At 41.3% G+C, this 18,915-nt stretch carries 23 protein-coding genes, 1 pseudogene and 2 riboswitches; of the genes and pseudogenes, 15 read left to right on the top strand and 9 right to left on the bottom strand.

Annotated features, from left to right (window positions below; translation table 11 throughout):
- Positions 1-228 precede the first annotated feature (228 nt).
- The 4 genes and pseudogenes from LP316_RS01165 (at position 229) to bfr (LP316_RS01150) (ending at position 2,382) form a co-directional block, all read left to right on the top strand.
- Entirely contained in the window at positions 229-966 is a 738-nt protein-coding gene (locus LP316_RS01165) for a substrate-binding periplasmic protein (protein ID WP_193022286.1), read from the top strand.
- Positions 967-1,107: 141 nt separating this feature from the next.
- Positions 1,108-1,302 carry a (2Fe-2S)-binding protein gene (locus LP316_RS01160; protein WP_193022285.1) on the top strand — a complete coding sequence of 65 codons (195 nt, stop codon included), beginning with the start codon at positions 1,108-1,110 and terminating at the stop codon, positions 1,300-1,302.
- A 137-nt stretch (positions 1,303-1,439) separates the two neighbouring features.
- Entirely contained in the window at positions 1,440-1,904 is a 465-nt protein-coding gene (bfr, locus tag LP316_RS01155; protein ID WP_193022284.1) for a bacterioferritin, read from the top strand.
- An 11-nt stretch (positions 1,905-1,915) separates the two neighbouring features.
- A pseudogene (gene bfr, locus LP316_RS01150) lies at positions 1,916-2,382 on the top strand (bacterioferritin).
- A 54-nt stretch (positions 2,383-2,436) separates the two neighbouring features.
- Here bfr (LP316_RS01150) and LP316_RS01145 read toward each other — a convergent pair.
- The 4 genes from LP316_RS01145 to LP316_RS01130 all read right to left on the bottom strand — a co-directional run bounded on the left by LP316_RS01145 (position 2,437) and on the right by LP316_RS01130 (position 3,794).
- Positions 2,437-2,727: a hypothetical protein gene (locus LP316_RS01145; RefSeq protein ID WP_193022283.1), complete on the bottom strand. Its 291-nt coding sequence runs from the start codon at positions 2,725-2,727 to the stop codon at positions 2,437-2,439.
- A gap of 73 nt (positions 2,728-2,800) precedes the next feature.
- Entirely contained in the window at positions 2,801-3,214 is a 414-nt protein-coding gene (locus LP316_RS01140; protein WP_193022282.1) for an energy transducer TonB, read from the bottom strand.
- Positions 3,215-3,248: 34 nt separating this feature from the next.
- Positions 3,249-3,440: a hypothetical protein gene (locus LP316_RS01135; protein ID WP_193022281.1), complete on the bottom strand. Its 192-nt coding sequence runs from the start codon at positions 3,438-3,440 to the stop codon at positions 3,249-3,251.
- A 117-nt stretch (positions 3,441-3,557) separates the two neighbouring features.
- Entirely contained in the window at positions 3,558-3,794 is a 237-nt protein-coding gene (locus tag LP316_RS01130) for a hypothetical protein (RefSeq protein ID WP_193022280.1), read from the bottom strand.
- 148 nt (positions 3,795-3,942) lie between these two features.
- Between LP316_RS01130 and LP316_RS01125 the strand changes: the two genes are divergently transcribed.
- Both LP316_RS01125 and LP316_RS01120 read left to right on the top strand, forming a co-directional pair.
- Positions 3,943-4,182, top strand: a complete 240-nt coding sequence (locus LP316_RS01125; RefSeq protein ID WP_193022279.1) for a type II toxin-antitoxin system ParD family antitoxin — start codon at positions 3,943-3,945, stop codon at positions 4,180-4,182.
- Entirely contained in the window at positions 4,182-4,484 is a 303-nt protein-coding gene (locus LP316_RS01120) for a type II toxin-antitoxin system RelE/ParE family toxin (RefSeq protein WP_193022278.1), read from the top strand. The genes LP316_RS01125 and LP316_RS01120 overlap by 1 nt, the downstream gene beginning before the upstream one ends.
- A gap of 90 nt (positions 4,485-4,574) precedes the next feature.
- On the opposite strand, the gene LP316_RS01115 is transcribed toward LP316_RS01120, so the two are convergent.
- The 4 genes from LP316_RS01115 to LP316_RS01100 all read right to left on the bottom strand — a co-directional run bounded on the left by LP316_RS01115 (position 4,575) and on the right by LP316_RS01100 (position 9,048).
- Positions 4,575-4,898, bottom strand: a complete 324-nt coding sequence (locus LP316_RS01115) for a hypothetical protein (protein WP_193022277.1) — start codon at positions 4,896-4,898, stop codon at positions 4,575-4,577.
- A 509-nt stretch (positions 4,899-5,407) separates the two neighbouring features.
- A complete protein-coding gene (locus LP316_RS01110; protein ID WP_193021345.1) occupies positions 5,408-5,617 on the bottom strand; it encodes a hypothetical protein in 210 nt (69 codons plus the stop codon).
- Positions 5,618-6,067: 450 nt separating this feature from the next.
- Positions 6,068-6,583: a DUF6702 family protein gene (locus LP316_RS01105; protein WP_226960775.1), complete on the bottom strand. Its 516-nt coding sequence runs from the start codon at positions 6,581-6,583 to the stop codon at positions 6,068-6,070.
- On the bottom strand, positions 6,583-9,048 hold the full coding sequence (locus tag LP316_RS01100) for a M1 family metallopeptidase (RefSeq protein WP_193022276.1): 2,466 nt from the start codon (positions 9,046-9,048) through the stop codon (positions 6,583-6,585). The genes LP316_RS01105 and LP316_RS01100 overlap by 1 nt, the downstream gene beginning before the upstream one ends.
- 537 nt (positions 9,049-9,585) lie before the next feature.
- Here LP316_RS01100 and LP316_RS01095 point away from each other — a divergent pair.
- The 4 genes from LP316_RS01095 to LP316_RS01080 all read left to right on the top strand — a co-directional run bounded on the left by LP316_RS01095 (position 9,586) and on the right by LP316_RS01080 (position 13,632).
- Entirely contained in the window at positions 9,586-10,641 is a 1,056-nt protein-coding gene (locus LP316_RS01095; RefSeq protein ID WP_193022275.1) for a YdiY family protein, read from the top strand.
- A gap of 75 nt (positions 10,642-10,716) precedes the next feature.
- Positions 10,717-11,667 (top strand): ABC transporter ATP-binding protein, encoded by a 951-nt coding sequence (locus tag LP316_RS01090; protein ID WP_193022274.1) that lies wholly within the window; start codon positions 10,717-10,719, stop codon positions 11,665-11,667.
- Positions 11,660-12,862, top strand: a complete 1,203-nt coding sequence (locus tag LP316_RS01085) for an ABC transporter permease (RefSeq protein WP_193022273.1) — start codon at positions 11,660-11,662, stop codon at positions 12,860-12,862. Before LP316_RS01090 ends, LP316_RS01085 begins: the two co-directional genes overlap by 8 nt.
- A gap of 101 nt (positions 12,863-12,963) precedes the next feature.
- On the top strand, positions 12,964-13,632 hold the full coding sequence (locus LP316_RS01080) for a FlgO family outer membrane protein (RefSeq protein WP_193022272.1): 669 nt from the start codon (positions 12,964-12,966) through the stop codon (positions 13,630-13,632).
- A gap of 39 nt (positions 13,633-13,671) precedes the next feature.
- Here the strand turns inward: LP316_RS01080 and LP316_RS01075 are convergent, their stop codons facing one another.
- The gene (locus tag LP316_RS01075; RefSeq protein ID WP_193022271.1) at positions 13,672-14,082 is read right to left on the bottom strand and encodes a hypothetical protein; all 411 of its coding nucleotides are present in this window, start codon (positions 14,080-14,082) and stop codon (positions 13,672-13,674) included.
- A gap of 163 nt (positions 14,083-14,245) precedes the next feature.
- Between LP316_RS01075 and LP316_RS01070 the strand changes: the two genes are divergently transcribed.
- From LP316_RS01070 to LP316_RS01050, 5 genes are all read left to right on the top strand, one after another.
- Entirely contained in the window at positions 14,246-15,133 is an 888-nt protein-coding gene (locus LP316_RS01070) for a mechanosensitive ion channel family protein (RefSeq protein WP_193022270.1), read from the top strand.
- A gap of 74 nt (positions 15,134-15,207) precedes the next feature.
- A riboswitch (cobalamin riboswitch) is annotated at positions 15,208-15,389 on the top strand.
- A 55-nt stretch (positions 15,390-15,444) separates the two neighbouring features.
- Positions 15,445-16,269, top strand: coding sequence for an ABC transporter ATP-binding protein (locus tag LP316_RS01065; protein ID WP_226960774.1), 825 nt, complete (start codon positions 15,445-15,447; stop codon positions 16,267-16,269).
- 4 nt (positions 16,270-16,273) lie between these two features.
- Positions 16,274-17,314 carry a FecCD family ABC transporter permease gene (locus LP316_RS01060; RefSeq protein ID WP_193022269.1) on the top strand — a complete coding sequence of 347 codons (1,041 nt, stop codon included), beginning with the start codon at positions 16,274-16,276 and terminating at the stop codon, positions 17,312-17,314.
- Positions 17,315-17,332: 18 nt separating this feature from the next.
- Entirely contained in the window at positions 17,333-17,938 is a 606-nt protein-coding gene (gene cobO / locus LP316_RS01055) for a cob(I)yrinic acid a,c-diamide adenosyltransferase (protein WP_193022268.1), read from the top strand.
- Positions 17,938-18,789: a cobalamin-binding protein gene (locus tag LP316_RS01050; RefSeq protein ID WP_193022267.1), complete on the top strand. Its 852-nt coding sequence runs from the start codon at positions 17,938-17,940 to the stop codon at positions 18,787-18,789. Before cobO ends, LP316_RS01050 begins: the two co-directional genes overlap by 1 nt.
- Before the next feature lie 3 nt (positions 18,790-18,792).
- Positions 18,793-18,911: riboswitch (cobalamin riboswitch) on the top strand.
- Positions 18,912-18,915: the final 4 nt, after the last annotated feature.

Genomic DNA, 18,915 nt, shown 5'->3' with positions numbered 1-18,915 from the left:
ACTTTTGTTTTTATAATATTATGGCTAACTTCCTCGTCCATTAAGGTTTTATTTACCTTCCGTAATTTATAATAACAAACTGTTAACATCAAGAGGTGCGGATATTGTAATCATAGCACTGTACGCCTAAATTAATTTTGCCTTATACCGGCGACGAACAACTAGACTAAATTCGATTCTTTTATTACTTTGGCATAAACTGTAAAGGTATCTGTTGATAGGTTTTTTATGAAATATTTTCTCGTCGCGTTATTAATTAGCTGTTTTGTTGCGCCTGTTTGTGCAACAACGGTTCGCTTTGCAGTAGGCCCTGATCACCAAGAAATGATGGACAACAACTACTCTATTTATCGCGCTAATTGGGAGTTTATGGAAAAAAGCCTAGATTTACTTGGTGCTAAATTGGTCGCGAAACCCATGCCATGGGCGCGAGCCAAAGCTATGGTGCAATCTGGCACGCATCACGGTTTATTTCTCGCGGCGAATTTTGCCGAACGCAACGAGTGGGCGGTGTTATCGGTACCACTTGGCTACGAGGTGTTTGGCTGTTTCCTACATAAGGATAACCCCGACGGTGATAAAATTATTGGCGCAGTTCGACTGGGTGGTAATGATCGTATTTTGTCTTACCTACACCCTGAAAAGCTGCTCAATGTTGCTACTGCCCAAGATGGGCTCATGCTGTTAAATAACAAACGCATCGATCGCTTTATTATGGCAAAAGGTTACGGCAAATATTTACTTGATAGTGAACTTACAGAGATAAAACCGTCAATAATTTTTGATCCAAATCGAGCGGAGTTAAGAAGTCTTCATATTGCTTTTGCTAAAGACAATGCTGAAAGTGTTCAAATACTTAAACTGGTCGATCAGGCCATTGAGCTCGGCATGAATAAAGGTCTTTACACGGCGGCGATGGAAAAGTACCAAGTCTCGACAGAAATGCGGGTAGATACGCAAGGCTGAGCTAGTCAACACGAGAACCTGTAACGATTAAAATTTAAGTGCTTATATTCTAGATAGTTAACAATTTCTTGAACATCTAAGCTTGATCTACTTATAAATAATAATTATTATCACTTGCGTTTACGTAGTGGTGAGGTTGTTATGTACGTTTGTATCTGCAAAGGTATTACAGATAAACAGATTAAAAAATTAGTGGTAGAGCAGGGCGTAGGCTCTATTCGTGAATTGAAAGCAAAGCTTGATATTGCTTCGCAATGCGGCACTTGCGTAAAACTAACCCAACAAGTGATCGACGATACCATCGTTGATGAAACACTATTTAAAAATGTTGGTTAAAATCAAGCGTTAAGCTTGTTAAACTAAACCTAATTACTAATCATTATCATTATATCTGATTGAAGTTATTAGTGTTTTTGCTAAATTTACAATCCCTTCTATACTGATATTGTCGACTCACTCACCGAGGCAATATCATGAAAACAAACACTGAGATCATAGCAACTTTAAATAAAGTGCTCACCTCAGAACTTACCTCAATAAATCAATATTTTTTACATGCCCGTATTTATAAAAATTGGGGTTTTTCTCAACTTAACGACAAGTGCTATAAAAAATCTATTTTGGATATGAAGCAGGCAGATAAGCTAATTGAACGTATCTTGTTCCTGGAGGGGTTACCCAATCTTCAACAACTTGGTCAACTCTCTATTGGTGAAGAAACCCCTGAAATGCTCGAGTGTGACTACAAGTTTGAATTAGCCCAGCGCTCAACACTGCAGCAAGCCATTGCGCTTTGTGAAAATCAGCAAGACTTTGTTAGCCGAGATATGCTCACCGAGATACTAGAAGGTGAAGAAGAGCACATAGATTGGCTAGAAACGCAGCAGTATCAAATTGAACAAATGGGTATTGAAAAATACCTACAAGCCCAGCTATAGAGGAATAAGCGATGAAAGGTAATCAACATATTATAGCGTCGTTAAATGAGCTACTCGCCTTCGAACTTGCCGCGATGGATCAATACTTTATTCACTCTAGAATGTATCACGATTGGGGGCTGAGTAAATTGTTCGAGCGAATCGATCACGAATTTGATGATGAAAAAGGGCACGCATCATTGCTGATAGAGCGTATCTTATTTTTAGAAGGCGTACCTGATATGACATCACGTGCAGATATTTCAATCGGCCAAACGGTACCTGAAATGCTCGAAAGTGACTTAAATGTAGAATACGCAGTTGATAATAAGCTCAAAGACGTGTGACGCTATGTGAAAAAGAGCAAGACTATGTAACACGCGATATGTTGCAAACATTAATCAATGATACGGAGTCTGATCACGCGTTTTGGCTCGAGCAACAACTTGGCTTAATTGATAAAATTGGCCTAAGTAATTACTTGCAGTCACAAATGTAGCTAAGGTAGGTTAGTGAGTGCTCAGTGTAAGTTAACTATATGACTTTAGCCGAGTTATTTTAAAACTAGGTTATCGATATATTCACACCACTGAGGAGTATTGCGCTCAGGTATGGACGGATCTCCTCGAATACCTAATTTGAACTCGATAACCGACTTCCACTCATCAGAACCAACATCGGGCCCATGGCCGAGCCCATCCCCCGTTGTTACTTTTGCTTCAACGGCTTGATACCAAGCCGGCGTGCACGGTTGCTCTGCTTGCTCGACGACATGAGTTTGGCTGCAACCGAGCAAGAAAAACCAGCATAAGACAAGATAATAACGAGCAAGTTTACAAGGCACATCGGCTCCAAGTTACGTATTGAAAGGTATAGTGGGTTCGTTTTTTATGCTGCAGTTAACCACTAAAACCTGATTATTCGAGTTTAAAGTCGAGTTGAATACTTTGGCAGCTACTTGCTTGAGGTTTATAGCGCCAACCCGAGAATGACTCGATAGCAGCGGCGTTAAAAACATCTGAAGGGTAAGCTTCGATGACATTAATATTGATAGGTTTTCCTTCAGGTGAAATGTCGTATTCAAGTTTAGTGTAGCCTTCAATTCTTTTGCGCGCCGCTTTAATTGGATATTTTGGCGCTTTTGTTGAAAGCAACATGTCATGGCTCGAATTTGCCAAGTTTTCTTCTTTGGTAGCCGAGTGATTTGCGCAGCGAGATTGGTATTGAATTACTCCATTATTTTCAGCAATTATTTGGCTCTGAGTACTTGCGCAACTGCCCAAAACCGTTGCTGATAGTATAGTGGTAAAAAATATTTTATGTCCTTTCATGATGTGTTCCATTATCTTTGTTTTTATTTTTTGGTTAGTTGCAGTTGTTCTGATTTCGCTTAGTTAGAAACCCGATAATACAACCAATAGCTAAACCACCAAGGATCGTTAAAACCGTGCTTTGAACGCTAAGTTTCAATGATACCGTTAGCGACGCGCTAATAGCTACGCCAATTGAACCCCAGAAGGTGATTGGGCTTGCCAGTTTTTCATTGATATTTTTCATATGCATTTTCCTTTGCGACTGATTTTCAAACTCAGAGGTGAACGAGTTTATATTAGCCAATACTTGATGTTGAGCCAAGCTTTAGCCGTTCAACCCTTTAACTGCTTGTATGGATAATTACTCTCCTAGAAAACCTAAGTCGATAATTTGATCGTTAGAGTTTCGAGGGATTGCAACATACCTACACGCACCGAAAATACGGCTATCCTCAAAAGAATATGCAAAGAAATCATATTCCTCATAGTTAATAGTATCTACTTTATAAAAAATAGGCATATTCTCTAACTCTACTTTAATTACGGATAGTTTTTTCTTTGCAATAAAATTCAGAGCTTGATCTATTGATTTAACCATTTACGAAATTACCAACGCCCGCATAATGCTTGGCTATAATTGTGAAGCGAAGCGGAACCTAGCCAAGCGTTAGCAGTTCCGCTTTAGTTGCCTTACTATATTTTATGTACCATAATCCAATATATATTGGTATTAAGGTTTTTGTATTATGGCAAAGAATACAAGCGTAACATTAGGCGAACATTTTGATCAATTTATAAATCAACAGGTTAGCTCTGGCAGATACGGTTCGGCAAGTGAGGTTGTGCGAGCAGGCTTAAGAGCTTTAGAAGATCAAGAAACACAATTAATGATCTTACGTAGTATGTTAGTTGAAGGTGAAAACAGCGGTGTTGCTGATTACTCGTATGACTCGTTAATTTCAGAGTTGGACAAAGATAACCACTAATGTCTAGATTTGAATTATCGGTTAAAGCTAAAAGTGACTTAATTAAAATAGCCAAATATACTCAGTTAACATGGGGAACCAAACAAAGAAATGATTATTTAAAACTGTTAGATAATGCTTTTCATCAACTAGCCGAAGAGCCTATGTTAGGGACTAGCTGCGATTACATAAGAGAAGGTTACCGTAAACACCCTCAAGGAAGCCACATAATTTATTATAAAGAGTTCAGAGAGAATCAAATACTGATAGTGAGAATTTTACACAAAAGTATGGATGTGAATCGAGCTCTAGGAAAAATATAACGCCCACTAAGGCCTGAAAATAGCTCGCTAAAATTGTGAAGCGAAGCGGAACCGAGCCAAGCTTTCGCAGTCCCATGCTTTATTGCCTTGTTATGCAGATATTGATGCCATACCAATTTCTAAACCGATACTTGAAACCACATAAACTGTAGCTAAAACACCTGCTTTACCATTTTTCCAATCAAAGAAGTACTTAGATAAGAAAAACATACAAGCAACACCAATAACAAAATTTAATAGATAAAAAGCAGGGCTTAGATCAGCTAGGCTAATTCCAAAATTAAGTAAGCTTACTACTACAATTGGAACTAAAGCGATAATAAATACATTGCTAAAATCCACTGCATCTTTATCTTTCTCGAGCAATTGAATCGTGAAAAATAGAACTATAGCAATCAATAGTGCGGACAACATCTAAACTTCCTTATCTGCATAACGCCCCATTAAGGGGCTGATAATGCTTGGCTAAACTGTGTAACGAAGTGGAACTGAGCCAAGCTTTAGCAGTCCCGCTTGAATGACTTGTTAGTTTGAAATTTACTGTAATCAACCGGCTTATTAACTGCAACTATCGAGGCGACAATAAATGCTGGTATAAATTGAAAGAGCCATTGAGCTAAATCTTTAGCAAAAAGAAACGCAATTGATGCGCTTGTTAATGCAGTAATAACCACGCAAGTCAGAGCTTGAAACTTATATGCCCACCCAACATGACCTGAAGCAATTTCACTTCTCGACGCAAACCTAATGACAAGAGCGTAAATTATTAGTAATAAATACAAAAAGACAAATGCGCTCATGGCAACCTTTCAAACTAACGCCTGAATAATGTGTGAGCCTAGTTTGGCAATTTTATTGCGTTGTTTGCAACTAAAAGTGACAAACTACTGTGAATCACTATTTATTCTCTTGTTAGGTGAACTCTATTCTTTATCTTTGATTGGAGCTAGAAGCATGAACAGAATCCATGAAAACCAGCTAATAAAAATAGTAGCAACAATCCAAGCTGCTTTCTCCTTTGGAACTACTTTATCTGAACGACCAATCAAAACTAACGGTGTTAACCAAATTAAAAATACTAGAAGAGCGGGTAACCAAGCTAAGAATATTGCGAAAGATAAGTCTGATTCCATTTGACGAGGCTCCTTGTGCACCTAACAGTATATTATGTAGACGTCTTAGTAATGTTCGTCTACTTCTTTCTTTTCTAAACTACCAGAACTTACCTTTAATTCAACAACTTATCACTGTGTTCGCAGTCGATTTTACTCGGAGGTAGGATATTACTGAGAATTCTCAGTAATTCTGGTCTGTAATCTTCTGATAAATACTAATTAAATTAATGTGTTAATGTTTGCTTGATGGTGTTTAAGGATATTACTGAGAATTCAGCGTAATTTTTACGGTTGGCAATAATCTTGCGGTTATCTGCTATGTGAGAGCTATGTTGCATGTGTATTCATAAGGTGTTGAATATACTCTGCCACTACACTGATCGGCAATAAAAAACCGAAGTGACATTTACCGCTATTAGGTAAACATATACTTCGGTTTTTAGCGTGTGAAAAAACGGATAGTGTTGGCTAAAAGTACACTGCTAACCAGTCTTTATTATCTTGAAAATAGAGGGTTTTCACTGGGCCTTGGCCTTCAACATTTACCATGTTGATTTGGGTTGGCCATAAGTCGCGTAAAGCGCCGTTATAAAGCTTTAGCCCCTTTTCTGTTTTTGGTAGGGGCGCGTCTTGGTATACCCAAAAAAACTTACCGTCTACCTCAAACCCTACCGTGTTTAATGTAATTGTTTGGTCAGTGAGTGTTTTGGCATAAAACTGCTGCGAAACATAATCAGCAAATTGCTGCTGGGTTTTCTCTGAGTCCAAAATATCAGCGTGTTTGTCGTTAAACAAATCTTGCACCGCGTGTTCGGTATCGTGTAAGTAAAAACGGTGCATGATCTCTAAGTGACCAGAACGTTTGTTAAACAATACCGTGGTTTCAGCTGCTTTTTGCTGATGAGCAAAGGCGGTATTAGTAGCCAATAAACTGGCTACTACTGCACTTATCGCGGTGAATAAAACAAATAAGCCTTTAGGCATTATTGGTCCTTCTTCTCTTCTTCGTTGTCGTCTTTATCTTCTTTGTCTTCTTTTAGTTCGGTTTTGATATCATGCATAATGTCACGGCGAACTTTTTGTGTGCTCTTCTTAGCTTTGTAAGCTTCAACACGTGAAGGGATAATACGACGTGGGTAGTAGTTGTTTTCTACGTCTACGTCTGCTGTTTCCCAACCTGGATCAACAGCTACGCTAACCAGTTCTTTTTCTTTGTCAGTAACAATTAATTTGCGTACGTTTTTCGGTGTACGACGCCAAATTTCAGCTGGAATGTACTGATCTTCTGTTGAGCCGTCGGCATAAGTTAGCTGTAATAAAATTGGCATCACTAGGCCGCCTTTGTTTGAAAACTCTAACACGTAGTAGTTTTTGTCTTCAGCAACGGCGCGGTCGAATACTTCGCGTTCCCAAGGCTTTAAGCTCTTAAGGAATTTGTTATAGGCGTTACGCTCTTTGTTGGTCACGGTAAAACGGTCGTTTTCGTCGTAAAAGTCACGAACGTCTGGGTTGCGATCAATCCATAATTCTTTGCCTTCAGCTTTGTTGCGCTCAACGAATAATGACGATGGTTTGTCGTTTTCAATGTCGCGCAGGCGGGCGTAATCGATGTCTGGATTTTTAGTATCCATACGCATTTTGTATACTTTGTCGATTGAAATATCTACGTGATCTGTTGAGTAGAACCAACCGCGCCAGAACCAATCTAAATCAACACCAGAGGCTTCTTCCATGGTGCGGAAGAAATCAGACGGTGTAGGGCGTTTGAACATCCAACGCTCAGAGTATTCTTTGAAAGCGAAATCGAACAAATCGCGGCCTAAAATCACTTCACGTAAAATGTTAAGTGCCGCTGCCGGCTTGGTGTATGCGTTCGGGCCAAGGCGTAAAACACTGTCTGATTGCGTCATAATTGGCACTTGGTTTTGCGACTTCATGTAACCCGTAATATCGCGTGGTTCTACACCCCATGGAATGTTTGGATCCCATTCGCGGCCAGCAACACCGTCTAAGAAACTGTTTAAACCTTCGTCCATCCACGTCCATTGGCGCTCGTCAGAGTTAACGATCATTGGGAAGTAGATGTGGCCAATTTCGTGAATAACCACACCAATTAGGAAACGTTTCTCAGCTTGTGAGTACGTGCGCGAACCGTCATCGCGTAATTCGGTACGAGGGCCGTTAAAGGTGATCATTGGATATTCCATGCCGCCTACAGGGCCATTAACTGACTGCGCTGTTGGGTATGGGTAATCAAATGAGTAGCGAGAGTATACTTCCATGGTGTGGATAACTGACTCAGTAGAGTATTTTTTCCATAAGTCGCCACCTTCTACTGGGTAGAACGACATCGCCATTACGAAATCTTGTACGTCGCCACCTTGTTTGTAACCTTTGGCATCCCACATGAATGTGCGTGAAGACGCCCATGCAAAGTCGCGCACGTTGTCGGCTTTAAACTTCCACGTTTTGCGTTGGTCAGTACCTTCTTTTTCGTTTTCTAACGCTTCTTCTTCGGTCACGATAAACACCGGGCGCTTAGCTGTTTTCGCTTGCTCTAAACGCTTGCGTTGTGTTTTTGTTAGTACGTCTTTCGGGTTGGTTAAAACACCCGTTGAAGAAACAATGTGGTCAGCCGGCACGTCAATTTCTACTTCGTAGTCACCAAATTCTAGGGTGAATTCACCACGGCCTAAGAACTCTTTGTTGTTCCAACCTTCGTAGTCAGTGTAGGCGTGTAAACGTGGGAACCACTGTGCTAATAAGAAAATGTCGTTGCCATCTTCAAATTTTTCGTAACCAGAGCGTGCTGAAACCGCATTTTCTTCAACAATGTTAAATGCAAAGTCGATTGAAAACTTAACGCTATCGCCTGATTTTAATGGCTTAGGTAGGTCAATTCGCATTTGTGTGCCAACAACGGTAAACGCGAGTGCTTTACCTTTGCCGTCTTTTACTGCACTGATTTCGTAACCTACTTCGTTATCAGCTAAAAACTGATGGCGGCGCAAGGTGCCTAAGCTTAACTTGGCTGGTTTGTTAGCATCGCCCGCGGAAGCTGCCGGCCCGCGATTGCCAATGCCGCCAAAGTTATTGGTCATATTAGCGATTGAGTCAGGCTTAAAAATATTCTGATCAAGCTGAACCCAAAGGTACTTTAATTTGTACGGTGAATTGTTTTGGTAGGTGATTTTTTCACTACCGGTTAAGCGGCGTTTCTCTTCGTCTAATGAGACTTTGATCTTATAGTCGACTTTTTGCTGCCAGTAATTCTCACCAGGCTCACCAGCGGCATTGCGATATACGTTTGGCGTTGGTAATACTTCGTCTAATTGACGAAACTTGTCTTCAAAGTCACCTTTGGTTTGCTTAATTGCCGATGCGTTAACTGCACTTGCAAAGGTAAGCGGTAACAATAAAGCCAATGAAATGTAGTTTTTTACTCTCATGTTTCTTCAGTTTTTGTTGTGGGTTTAAGAATCAATCTTAGCGTGTCAGTTCAGTGTTAAAGTAGCTGACGGCTTGTGTGTAGTTATCATCGTATGGTTCGCTCGAGACGTTTGTTTTTATATACGATGCAGGCGCTTGCATAAGAGCGGCTTACCCCTCTTATCACCTCCAGCAATTTTGCTTGCCGAGCTTTATTTTTAGGATAAAAAACAAATACAGCAAAATTACAAAAAAGCTATAACAATTTAACATCACATAATGCCCGTACAGCGGTTATTAGTAAAGCCGCTTGGTCGCGTTTTAGCGCGAAAATCATACATGTTAGCTAATCTTGCAGTAATGTCGTTAGTCACTCGTTGGTATTCGCTATGTTGAGGTGATAAACCAACTGATAAATTTAGCAATTTTCTGATCGCAATCAATTGAGAGAAATAGTATTTTAGCTACACTTAGGCTTGAACAAAGAATCTATTAATTTCAAAGTAATGAGTTATCTAAAGAAAGTAAGCGTTTTATATTTTACATTGTGTTTCGTGTTGGCCACGTCGTTAACACCCGTTTGGGCGAGTGAAATACTCGATGAAGAGCGAGCCTTGGTTGCACTTGCCAAAACCGATCCTATTTTTGACTGGGTTAGGCTGACATCGGGTGAGTGGCTTAAGGGCGAAATTGAAGGCTATTATGAAGATGAGATGGCATTTGATAGCGATGTGCTTGGTAAGTTAACTTTAGATAATGATGATATTCATTCGGTTATCTCTGCCAGAGTACACAGTTTAAAGTTGCGTGATGGCAGTGTTATCAAAGCGCCAATTGAAATTATCGATCGCCGAGGTAGTTTATTTGGCAATCCTGACGCCTTCACTTTTTATGAAGTGTTAACCATCGCCAGTGATAAAGAAGCCGGTTTAGATATTTGGGATATCAAGGTAAATGTGGGTTTTAGCTTGAGCTCGGGTAATATTGATCGCTCAGAATGGACGGCACGACTTAACGGTAAGCGCCGAACGGTCGATTCTCGCTTAATACTCGATTATTTTAATACGCGGGCCGAAACCGATAAAATAGAAACGGAAAACAACACGTCACTGTCAGCTACCTATGACATTTTCTACACCGAAAAGCTGTTTTTTAGGCCCGTTTTACTCAACGCCGTAAAAGATCCATTTAAGAACCTGAAAAAAGAATACACCATTGGTGCTGGTGTTGGTTATTACTTAATTGATACCCGAAAAACCGAATGGGATGTCTCGATAGGTCCGAGTTATCGAACAACTTACTATGTTAATGTTCAGGAAGGGGCGTCGAATAAAGAAAAATCTTTTGGTGGCTTCTTGGAAACCCACTATCAGCATGAAATTAACAAAGATCTCGATATTAAGGCGTCTTACAATGTCAATTATGGTGACAAAGAAAGTGGTGGCTTGCGTCATGAACTGTTTTTAACCTTTGAATACGATTTATTTGAAAATATTGACTTAGACCTCTCGTTTATTTGGGACAGGCAGTCTAATCCTCAGGCCGATGATGCCAACAATACCCCAGAGAAAAACGACTATAAGACGTTTATTTCGTTAGGCATAGAGCTGTAAATTGAGGATTTAATACTAGTAATCCAGGATGGATAAATGTAAATTATTTGTAAATTTAAAAATCAAGGGATTGATATGGAACTCAGTGTTAACGAGGTCATAAAGTCTTACGGCAATGTGACCGCGGTTAATCAATTATCATTTCACGTTAAGCAGGGTGAAATCTTTGCCTTGCTTGGTCCTAATGGCGCGGGTAAGTCGTCTTTAGTGCGAATGCTCACGGGCTTTACCAAACCTGATAGCGGGCAGATATCGTTAAAACTCGACGGTCAGTTTTTTAGTCATATACCTGCTCATGCGCTGGGTTACCTACCCGAAGATCGCGGCCTTTATCCGGAAAAGTCGGTGCTTAAAAATCTCGTTTATTTTGCGCGTTTACATGGCTTAACTAAAGCCATTGCCGAGCAGGAAGCCCTTGGTTGGCTAGATAAGTTCGATTTAAGTGATCGCGCAGACGAGCAACTTAAGTCCTTGTCGAAAGGTAATCAGCAAAAAGTCCAACTGATTAGTGCGGTGATTCATCGACCTAAATGGGTGATTTTAGATGAGCCGTTTTCTGGCTTAGATCCCGTCAATCAAGAAAAAGTGGTCGATTTTTTAACTCAGCTTAAAGCACAGGGGATGACGGTGATTCTCAGTGCTCACCAAATGGCAATGGTTGAAAAGCTCGCTGATCGCATGTTGCTAATGAACCTTGGTGAAGCGGTTTTTTACGGCAACTTAGCAGATATTCGAGCACAAGCGCAGTCGAATAAGGTATTGACCCTTACTTATCGTGCTATCGACCAAGCGGGGTTATTAACAGCTCAACAAACTTGGCAACTAGCGCCTTTTGAAGACAACAAACTACAAGTGTATTTGCAGCCCGAACAATCGATCAATCAAGCATTGGAGATGTTAGCGCAAGTTGGCGAAATTACAGCAGTTCAAAGTCAATCACTGGATTTACATCAACTCTACCTCAAAGCCATTTCACAGCACAAAACGCAATACCAACAAGCGGCACAGGAGCGACAATATGCTTAATCAGCAATGGAGAAAAACTTGGTTAGTTGCGAGCTGGGAGTTTATGCACTTTTTTAAGTGGAAACAGGAAATTATTTCTAAGTTGATCATGCTAGCGGTTGGTGTCGTTGTTTTTTTATGGCAGACCGTAAAACATGATTACACCGAAGAATACCGCGTTGCGGTTAAGCCCTTGAGCTCGTTTGCATTAACTCATGAGAAATTTAGCTTTACTGCACTACAAAGTGACTTGGCAGAGTTGACCCAAGCACTAAAGGATGAACGCTGGGATGCGATTGTCGTTGAGCAAAGCAAGCAAGAAGTGATGCCAAAACTGTTGATTTTAAGCCGTGATAAACACAGTTGGCTTAACGATTTACACGCTGTTTTACGCGAGCATTACAAAGAGCAATACAGTCAAACACTCGGTCTCAACAATGAGCAACTTGAAGCTATTCGCCAAGGTGCTGACATCGACATCGAATACCTTGATGAGAGTGTGAAAACTCAAGAATCGTCAAATGAAACGATTGCATTAGGTATGTTAATAATGATCGGCGTTGGTGTGTTCACTTGTTTTGGTCAATTATTTGTTAGTGTGACGGGTGAAAAACAGCAACGAGTTACGGAACAATTATATTCTTGTATTAGCCCTCAAACATGGGTTGATGGCAAGATTCTAGGGCAAGTGTTGCATGCTATTAAAGCAATGGCTTCAGTCGTTATTACTATTTTATTGGTGATGGCGTTTACCTCGGTTGTGCTCAATAATACGAGCGTTGATTTTTCGTTTATCGACTGGCGTCTGCTCCCTTGGTTGGTGGTGTTTGCTGTTACTGGTGTCTATTTTTGTACCTGCATTATGGCGGCTATTGCCGCGGCGATTGATGACCCTAATCACAGTGGCAAGTCGGCGATGATGCTACTGCCGTTATTGCCATTACTGCTGACGTTTATTACCCTGGAAAGCCCTTCCGGTTGGGCGCTTACCTTTTTAAGTTTATTCCCGCTGACCGCGTTTGCCGCAATGCCGGTAAAAATGTCGTTAATTGATGTGCCAATTTGGCAGCCCATCATTGCCTTAAGCTTAACACTACTTACATGCTTTTATATTCGAACTGCGGCAGCTAGGTTATTTAAAATGTGTATGACGATGTATGGTAAAGAGCCTAAATTGTTGGATATGCTGAAGTGGTTTGTTAAAGATCCGAGCTAAGGACTAATCAAGCTTATTCTTGATCGGTGATCGAATAATCTCATGTGTTGGCGTAAAAAATGCATTAGTTTTTTGCATTACGATACAAATAAGGCAGCGGAATGAGAATTTTAATTTCAATAGTGGTTTTAACTGGGTTGGTCTCATGCACTTCGCTCGAAGGCAATCAAGACGATTACAGTTATTTTGACCAGAAAGCCAATGATAACTCGACATCAACTATTGAACAGACCATCGACCAAGATGAGTTGCCGAGCCACCAACTTAATACTATTGTGGCTGGCTTAACCGAGCAAATGCTTGAAAAAAGTAGTTTTGTTACAGCGAGTACACCTGTGGCTGTAGCGTCATTTGTTAATTTATCGGATCTTGAGTCAACGAATTGGTTGGGTAATCAATTAGCCGAAAGCTTTATGCATCACTTGCAACAAAATGGTTTGATCGTGGTTGATTTTAAGTCAACTGGGTTCTTTCGGGTAACGCCTGAGGGTGACTTTGTGTTTAGCCGCAACTATGAAGAGTTATCACAACGTCAAATTATCGACTATGTTGTCACTGGCACTATGGTTGAGCAAGCCAATGGTTATATTGTCAATGCAAGAATGATAGGCATGATGTCGCATGTTGTTGTCGCTTCGTCGCAAACCTTCATCCCGCGCTGGGCGATGGGTAAAGAGGTTGATATGCAGCAAAAAGTTGTCAAGGACGGCATTACAATATTGCCAACGGACCAATACGACGAAAGTCGTTGGGTTAAAATCGAACAATAGAAAAAGCGACGTTATGTCGCTTTTTTTATGCCTGATTCATTATTTTGCTTTGGCAGCCACTTCACTGCCATTGATCAGGTAAACCTCTTCGCCGGGTGCATAACCAGGGCATTGAGACTGCGGCTTATCACACCAAACGTCAACCGCCTGTAACTGATTATTGATTTTGATAATATATCGCCAGCCGTACATTGTCTTTTGTTGCTTAGCTGCAGCGCGTTTTGCGCCCATTACGCCACCGACAACTTTTGCCGCATCATTGCCACTGCCGCCACCAATTTGTGAACCAATGCCGACACCAACTGCAGCGCCTAATAGCGGCTTACCATCTTTGCCTACCTTGGTACTAATTGCATTAGATTGTTCAATAACACCTTCTTGCACTGTCGATGCTGCTAAGGCTGTTGTTGAAAGAAAAATTGCAGTAAGTGAAATGATTAGTCGCTTCATAATAGCTCTCCAGTTTATATTATTCCGTTTACAAGTTGTTAACCTGTTGTTTATCTCTCTACTATCGTTGTTTTTCATGTAATTATCTATGGTTAACTATGTAGAAAAATGTAACCAGAACAGTAATAATGAGTTTAATTTAAGAAAAAGTGATGGAATTCATATGCTTCAGTCAAATCAAAATGAAACAGCGTCGGTAACAAGTTTAGCGCCGTCAGAGTTATTAAAGGAAGAGCTCAATCAAGTGACGTATTTTTATCAGTTAATTGTTGAATTCTTTGCCAACTACAGTTTTCAGATTGTTGGTGCATTACTGATTTTTCTTTTAGGTTATTACATCGCGGGGAAAGTCGCTAAGCTCGTACTCAAGCTGTGTCTAAACCAAAAGCTAGATATTACCTTGAGTAAATTTTTAGCAAGCACAGCAAAAATGATCGTTGTGATAATGGTGTTGATTGTTGCGTTGAGTAAACTCGGTATCAGTGTAACCCCATTTGTTGCTGCCATTGGTGCAATTTCCCTAGGTGCTAGTTTGGCGTTTCAGGGCTTGTTGTCAAACTACGCGGCTGGTTTCAATATTATTTTAACTCGTCCGTTTGTGGTCGGAGACACGATTGAAGTACAAGGGGTCAAAGGTGTGGTTAAAGAGGTGTTACTCGCCTACACCGTTTTGGCTGACGAAGACGATGTTGATATCACTATTCCTAATAAGCACATTGTCGGGGAAATCTTGCACAATTCAAAAGAGAAGTCCTTACTAGAGCTTAACGTCGGTATTTCATACGATGATAACCCCGTTGCCGTGGCTGATTTAGTGAAGGCGACTATTGTTGGTATTGAAGGTCTAGAAGATGAGAGTAAATGCCAAGTTGGGATCAGTGAATTTGCTGATAGTGCGATCAACATCGAAGTGAGGGTTTGGGTACCCACCACTGAGTTATTCGCGTTTAAGTACAAAGCGAATAAGGCGATTTATTTAGCGCTGGAACAACACAATATTACCATTCCTTTCCCGCAGCGCGATGTGCATTTAGTTCAGCAAGCGAGTTAACGCTCAGGTTATGAGCTAGATAAAAAAACTCTGACATAATGCCAGTTCTATGCTTGTATTATTTTGCCAAGGTAAGATAATACAGGCAACAACGTAGCGCTGCACACTGGGAATGCGATGAGAATTCGCAACTGTACCCGCAACTGTAAACAGAGCGATATCACAACCACGAGTCATTTGGCTGACCAACGACTTGGAAGGGTTATATCTAGAAGCTGTAAGTCAGGATACCAGGGCGTTACTATAGCAATAGAAACAGGTTGAGCGGGAATACTCTATACTGACCTACACAGCTAGCTGTGGAGTGTCGTATGGCCGCGAATTACAGGCAAAAAATGGCACTTTCAAGTACGACATCTTCAAATACTGCAATACTAAGTTGCCAACACCTCTCGTTTGCTTATCAACAAAAAAACATTCTACGCGATATCTCGTTTGCTATTGAGCCGGGTCAATTCGTTGGTTTAATTGGCGGCAATGGCGCAGGTAAATCAACTCTACTTCGCTGTTTATATCGCTATTTAACCCCTTGTGCAGGTGTTATTAGCTTTCAGCAACAACCCATTGACAGCATTTGTACCAAAGCGTTTGCCCAAGATGTAGCCGTGGTGGTACAAGAAACCCCTAACGAGTTTAATTTAACGGTTTTTGATGTCGTTGCATTAGGTGTCGTGCCTTATTTATCAGCGTTTTCTCGCACCTCTAAAGCACAGCATCAGCAAATAGCTCAGGCTATTGAGCAGGTTGGTTTAACGGACAAAACGAATCAAGGTTTTGAGTCGTTATCAGGCGGAGAAAAGCAGCGAGCGCTGATCGCTAAAGCCATTGTTCAGCAGCCAAAGCTGTTGATTATGGATGAGCCGACCAGCCATTTGGATATCAAATATCAAATCGACATTATGCGCTTGGCTAAATCATTAGATATGACGGTACTCGCTTCGTTTCACGATTTAAATCTGGCGGCGGCAATATCAGATAAGCTGTTGTTGCTTCATCAAGGCCAACTGGTTGCACAGGGCGAACCCAATAAAGTGATTACTAAAGCCAATATTGCCCGATTTTTTGATGCACAAGCACATGTTGAACTTAACGCAAATGCTAGACCATTAGTTACCTATGACTATGGAGAGCATTAAGTAGATGAGTATATCAGCAAAAATCACCGTTAGTGGCCTTGTTGTTTGTTCGTTGATGTCATTACTGGCAGGCTTATCTATTGGCGCAATTGACATTCCGCTTGATGAGGTATTGGCGATTTTGTTTGCGGATACTAGCGATAACACACAGGCCGGTATGTATTCACAAGTCATTTGGCAATTGCGCTTACCGCGCACGTTAATGGCTTTTATTGCCGGTGCAGGGCTGGCGCTGTCAGGTATGGTGTTACAAACCGTTACTCGAAATCCATTAGCTGACCCTTATTTGTTTGGCGTTTCATCTGGCGCTTCGTTTGCGGTGGTATTGGCCATGGTGATATTTGATATCGATTTGTATCGTCAATTAGCAACAGTTGAACTGAGTGTAATGTCTATTGCCGCATTTATCGGGAGTTTATCAGTCATTGCTATTTTAGTAGCACTCACTCGGTATCAAGCTAATATGCACACGTTAGTGCTTGCTGGGGTGGCGTTATCGTTTCTATTTAGCGCACTGACCTCATTTTTACTTTACTTTAGTGATCCTCAGGCGATCAGTGCGATATTGTTTTGGACACTCGGTAGTTTTACTCGGGCAAATTTGGCCAGTGTTGGGCTTTGTTTTGCGGTTTTTCTAATCACGGTCTTGATTGTGCTAGGTTATTATCGTCGATTAAATAGCCTGATATTAGGCGATGAAACCGCAGTAACATTAGGCGTTAATCCAAGTAAAATTCGCTCGCTGATGTTAGCGCTAAGCGCATTAATGACCGCTGTCCTAGTCGCGAATTGTGGCGGTATTGGGTTTGTTGGCTTAATTATTCCGCACATCGTGAGAAGGTTTCTCTCGCAAGGCGCTAGCTTACACCCCATAGTTGTCGCCATGGTTGGTGGTATATTTATGATATTAGTTGATACCCTTTCAAGAGTTGTTATCGCTAATCAAGAATTGCCGATTGGCATTATTACTGCGGCGATTGGCAGTATCTTCTTTTTACTTTTATTGGTGCGCAATAACCGCCACCACAGTGCATTTTTAAAGTAGCTTATTTTAGGTAGTGAGATGACAGAACAAAACCAACAGCAAGCAAGACATCAACAACGTCAGCAAAAGCTCAAAGAAAAGGTTGATGAGCGCATTGCCGCAGCGCAAGAAGAGAAAGGTATTTTGCAGGTGATCACCGGTAACGGTAAAGGCAAAACTACCTCGGGCTTTGGTATGGTAGTGCGTTGCTTAGGCCATGGTATGCAAGCGGGTGTAGTGCAGTTTATTAAAGGCCAGTGGGATAACGGTGAGAAAAACCTATTGAGTAACATCGGTGTGCCTTTTGCGGTGATGGAAACCGGTTTTACCTGGGAGACTCAAAATAAAGCGGCCGATACGCTAGCGGCCCAACAAACTTGGCAGCAAGCCAAAGCCATGCTAACTAATCCTGATCTCGATTTGGTGTTACTCGATGAGTTAACTTACATGCTCAGTTATGACTACCTTGACGTAGATGAGGTGATCAGCGTATTGCAAAATCGCCCACCGATGCAGCATGTTGTTGTTACGGGGCGAGGTGCTCATCGAAAACTTATCGAGATTGCCGACACCGTCAGTGAAGTGAGAAATGTAAAGCACGCGTTTGATGCAGGGATCAAAGCGCAATTGGGCTTTGATTACTAATGAAGCACTGCGTTTTATGTATAACGTTACTCTGTGGCTTGTTACACGGCTCTTTGCAAGCAAAACCGTTTAAACTCGTTGCCTTGTCACCACACACTGTTGAAATGCTTTATGATTTAGGGCTTGGTGATAATATCGTTGCCACAGTTGAACACGCTGATTACCCTGAGCAGGCCAAAGCTATTCCTCGCATAGGTGGCGCCTATGGTTTATCAATCGAGAAAGTGTTGGCATTGCGCCCTGACTATGTCATCGCTTGGCGTGGTGGTAATAAAGCGGCAGACTTAGCCAAACTCGAGCAATTGGGTATCGCAATTATTGATAGTAGCCCACAAAATATTACTGAGGTTGCCCAAGATTATCGCCGAATCGGCCAGCAACTTAACCGAGCAGCGCAGGGCGATGCCATTGCTCAAACTATAGAGCTATCGTTTCGTCAGTTAAAGGCGCAATATCAAGACAAAACGCCGGTTAATGTGTTTTATCAAATGTGGCCTGAGCCGCTAATGACAATAAATCAATCGACATGGACCCATCAGTTATTGTCGCTATGTGGTGCGAGTAATGTGTTTGCGACACAGCTAGCCGCTTATCCACAAATTAGTATTGAGCACGTTATTGCCAAACAGCCAGAGGTGATTGTTTTACCATGGCAACATAGCAAAACAGGGCAAGGTGAGCAGCAAACTCATCAAATACCAGCTCAATTAATGTGGCAGCCGTGGTCTCAAATTCCTGCCGTAAAACAACAACAATTTGTCCACGCCGATGCTGATTTATTGCATCGGTTTACAAAAAGAGTATTGGCTGGCGTAACACAATTGTGTCACGACATTGATCAATATCGTTAGCTAATCATCGCTAACATTAAACGCTGAACATGCAGGGGAAGTTGATGAGAATTCAACACTGCCCCCGCAGCGGTATTTGCTATGCATAAGTCCGAATGCCTGCGTGTTTATTAACATCAACTCAAA

Source organism: Thalassotalea sp. LPB0316 (assembly GCF_014898095.1).
In the GTDB taxonomy this organism is placed as follows: domain Bacteria; phylum Pseudomonadota; class Gammaproteobacteria; order Enterobacterales; family Alteromonadaceae; genus Thalassotalea_G.
The sequence above is the reverse complement of the archived record's forward strand: the minus strand, read 5'-3'. Positions and strand labels throughout refer to the sequence as shown.

Bases quoted from the DNA above. Each gene is read 5' to 3' on its own strand.
- LP316_RS01165 (WP_193022286.1), top strand. From the start codon at position 229: ATGAAATATTTTCTCGTCGCGTTATTAATTAGCTGTTTTGTTGCGCCT.
- LP316_RS01160 (WP_193022285.1), top strand. From the start codon at position 1,108: ATGTACGTTTGTATCTGCAAAGGTATTACAGATAAACAGATTAAAAAA.
- bfr (WP_193022284.1), top strand. From the start codon at position 1,440: ATGAAAACAAACACTGAGATCATAGCAACTTTAAATAAAGTGCTCACC.
- LP316_RS01140 (WP_193022282.1), bottom strand. From the start codon at position 3,214: ATGAAAGGACATAAAATATTTTTTACCACTATACTATCAGCAACGGTT.
- LP316_RS01135 (WP_193022281.1), bottom strand. From the start codon at position 3,440: ATGAAAAATATCAATGAAAAACTGGCAAGCCCAATCACCTTCTGGGGT.
- LP316_RS01130 (WP_193022280.1), bottom strand. From the start codon at position 3,794: ATGGTTAAATCAATAGATCAAGCTCTGAATTTTATTGCAAAGAAAAAA.
- LP316_RS01125 (WP_193022279.1), top strand. From the start codon at position 3,943: ATGGCAAAGAATACAAGCGTAACATTAGGCGAACATTTTGATCAATTT.
- LP316_RS01120 (WP_193022278.1), top strand. From the start codon at position 4,182: ATGTCTAGATTTGAATTATCGGTTAAAGCTAAAAGTGACTTAATTAAA.
- LP316_RS01115 (WP_193022277.1), bottom strand. From the start codon at position 4,898: ATGTTGTCCGCACTATTGATTGCTATAGTTCTATTTTTCACGATTCAA.
- LP316_RS01110 (WP_193021345.1), bottom strand. From the start codon at position 5,617: ATGGAATCAGACTTATCTTTCGCAATATTCTTAGCTTGGTTACCCGCT.
- LP316_RS01105 (WP_226960775.1), bottom strand. From the start codon at position 6,583: ATGCCTAAAGGCTTATTTGTTTTATTCACCGCGATAAGTGCAGTAGTA.
- LP316_RS01100 (WP_193022276.1), bottom strand. From the start codon at position 9,048: ATGAGAGTAAAAAACTACATTTCATTGGCTTTATTGTTACCGCTTACC.
- LP316_RS01090 (WP_193022274.1), top strand. From the start codon at position 10,717: ATGGAACTCAGTGTTAACGAGGTCATAAAGTCTTACGGCAATGTGACC.
- LP316_RS01085 (WP_193022273.1), top strand. From the start codon at position 11,660: ATGCTTAATCAGCAATGGAGAAAAACTTGGTTAGTTGCGAGCTGGGAG.
- LP316_RS01080 (WP_193022272.1), top strand. From the start codon at position 12,964: ATGAGAATTTTAATTTCAATAGTGGTTTTAACTGGGTTGGTCTCATGC.
- LP316_RS01075 (WP_193022271.1), bottom strand. From the start codon at position 14,082: ATGAAGCGACTAATCATTTCACTTACTGCAATTTTTCTTTCAACAACA.
- LP316_RS01070 (WP_193022270.1), top strand. From the start codon at position 14,246: ATGCTTCAGTCAAATCAAAATGAAACAGCGTCGGTAACAAGTTTAGCG.
- LP316_RS01065 (WP_226960774.1), top strand. From the start codon at position 15,445: ATGGCCGCGAATTACAGGCAAAAAATGGCACTTTCAAGTACGACATCT.
- LP316_RS01060 (WP_193022269.1), top strand. From the start codon at position 16,274: ATGAGTATATCAGCAAAAATCACCGTTAGTGGCCTTGTTGTTTGTTCG.
- cobO (WP_193022268.1), top strand. From the start codon at position 17,333: ATGACAGAACAAAACCAACAGCAAGCAAGACATCAACAACGTCAGCAA.
- LP316_RS01050 (WP_193022267.1), top strand. From the start codon at position 17,938: ATGAAGCACTGCGTTTTATGTATAACGTTACTCTGTGGCTTGTTACAC.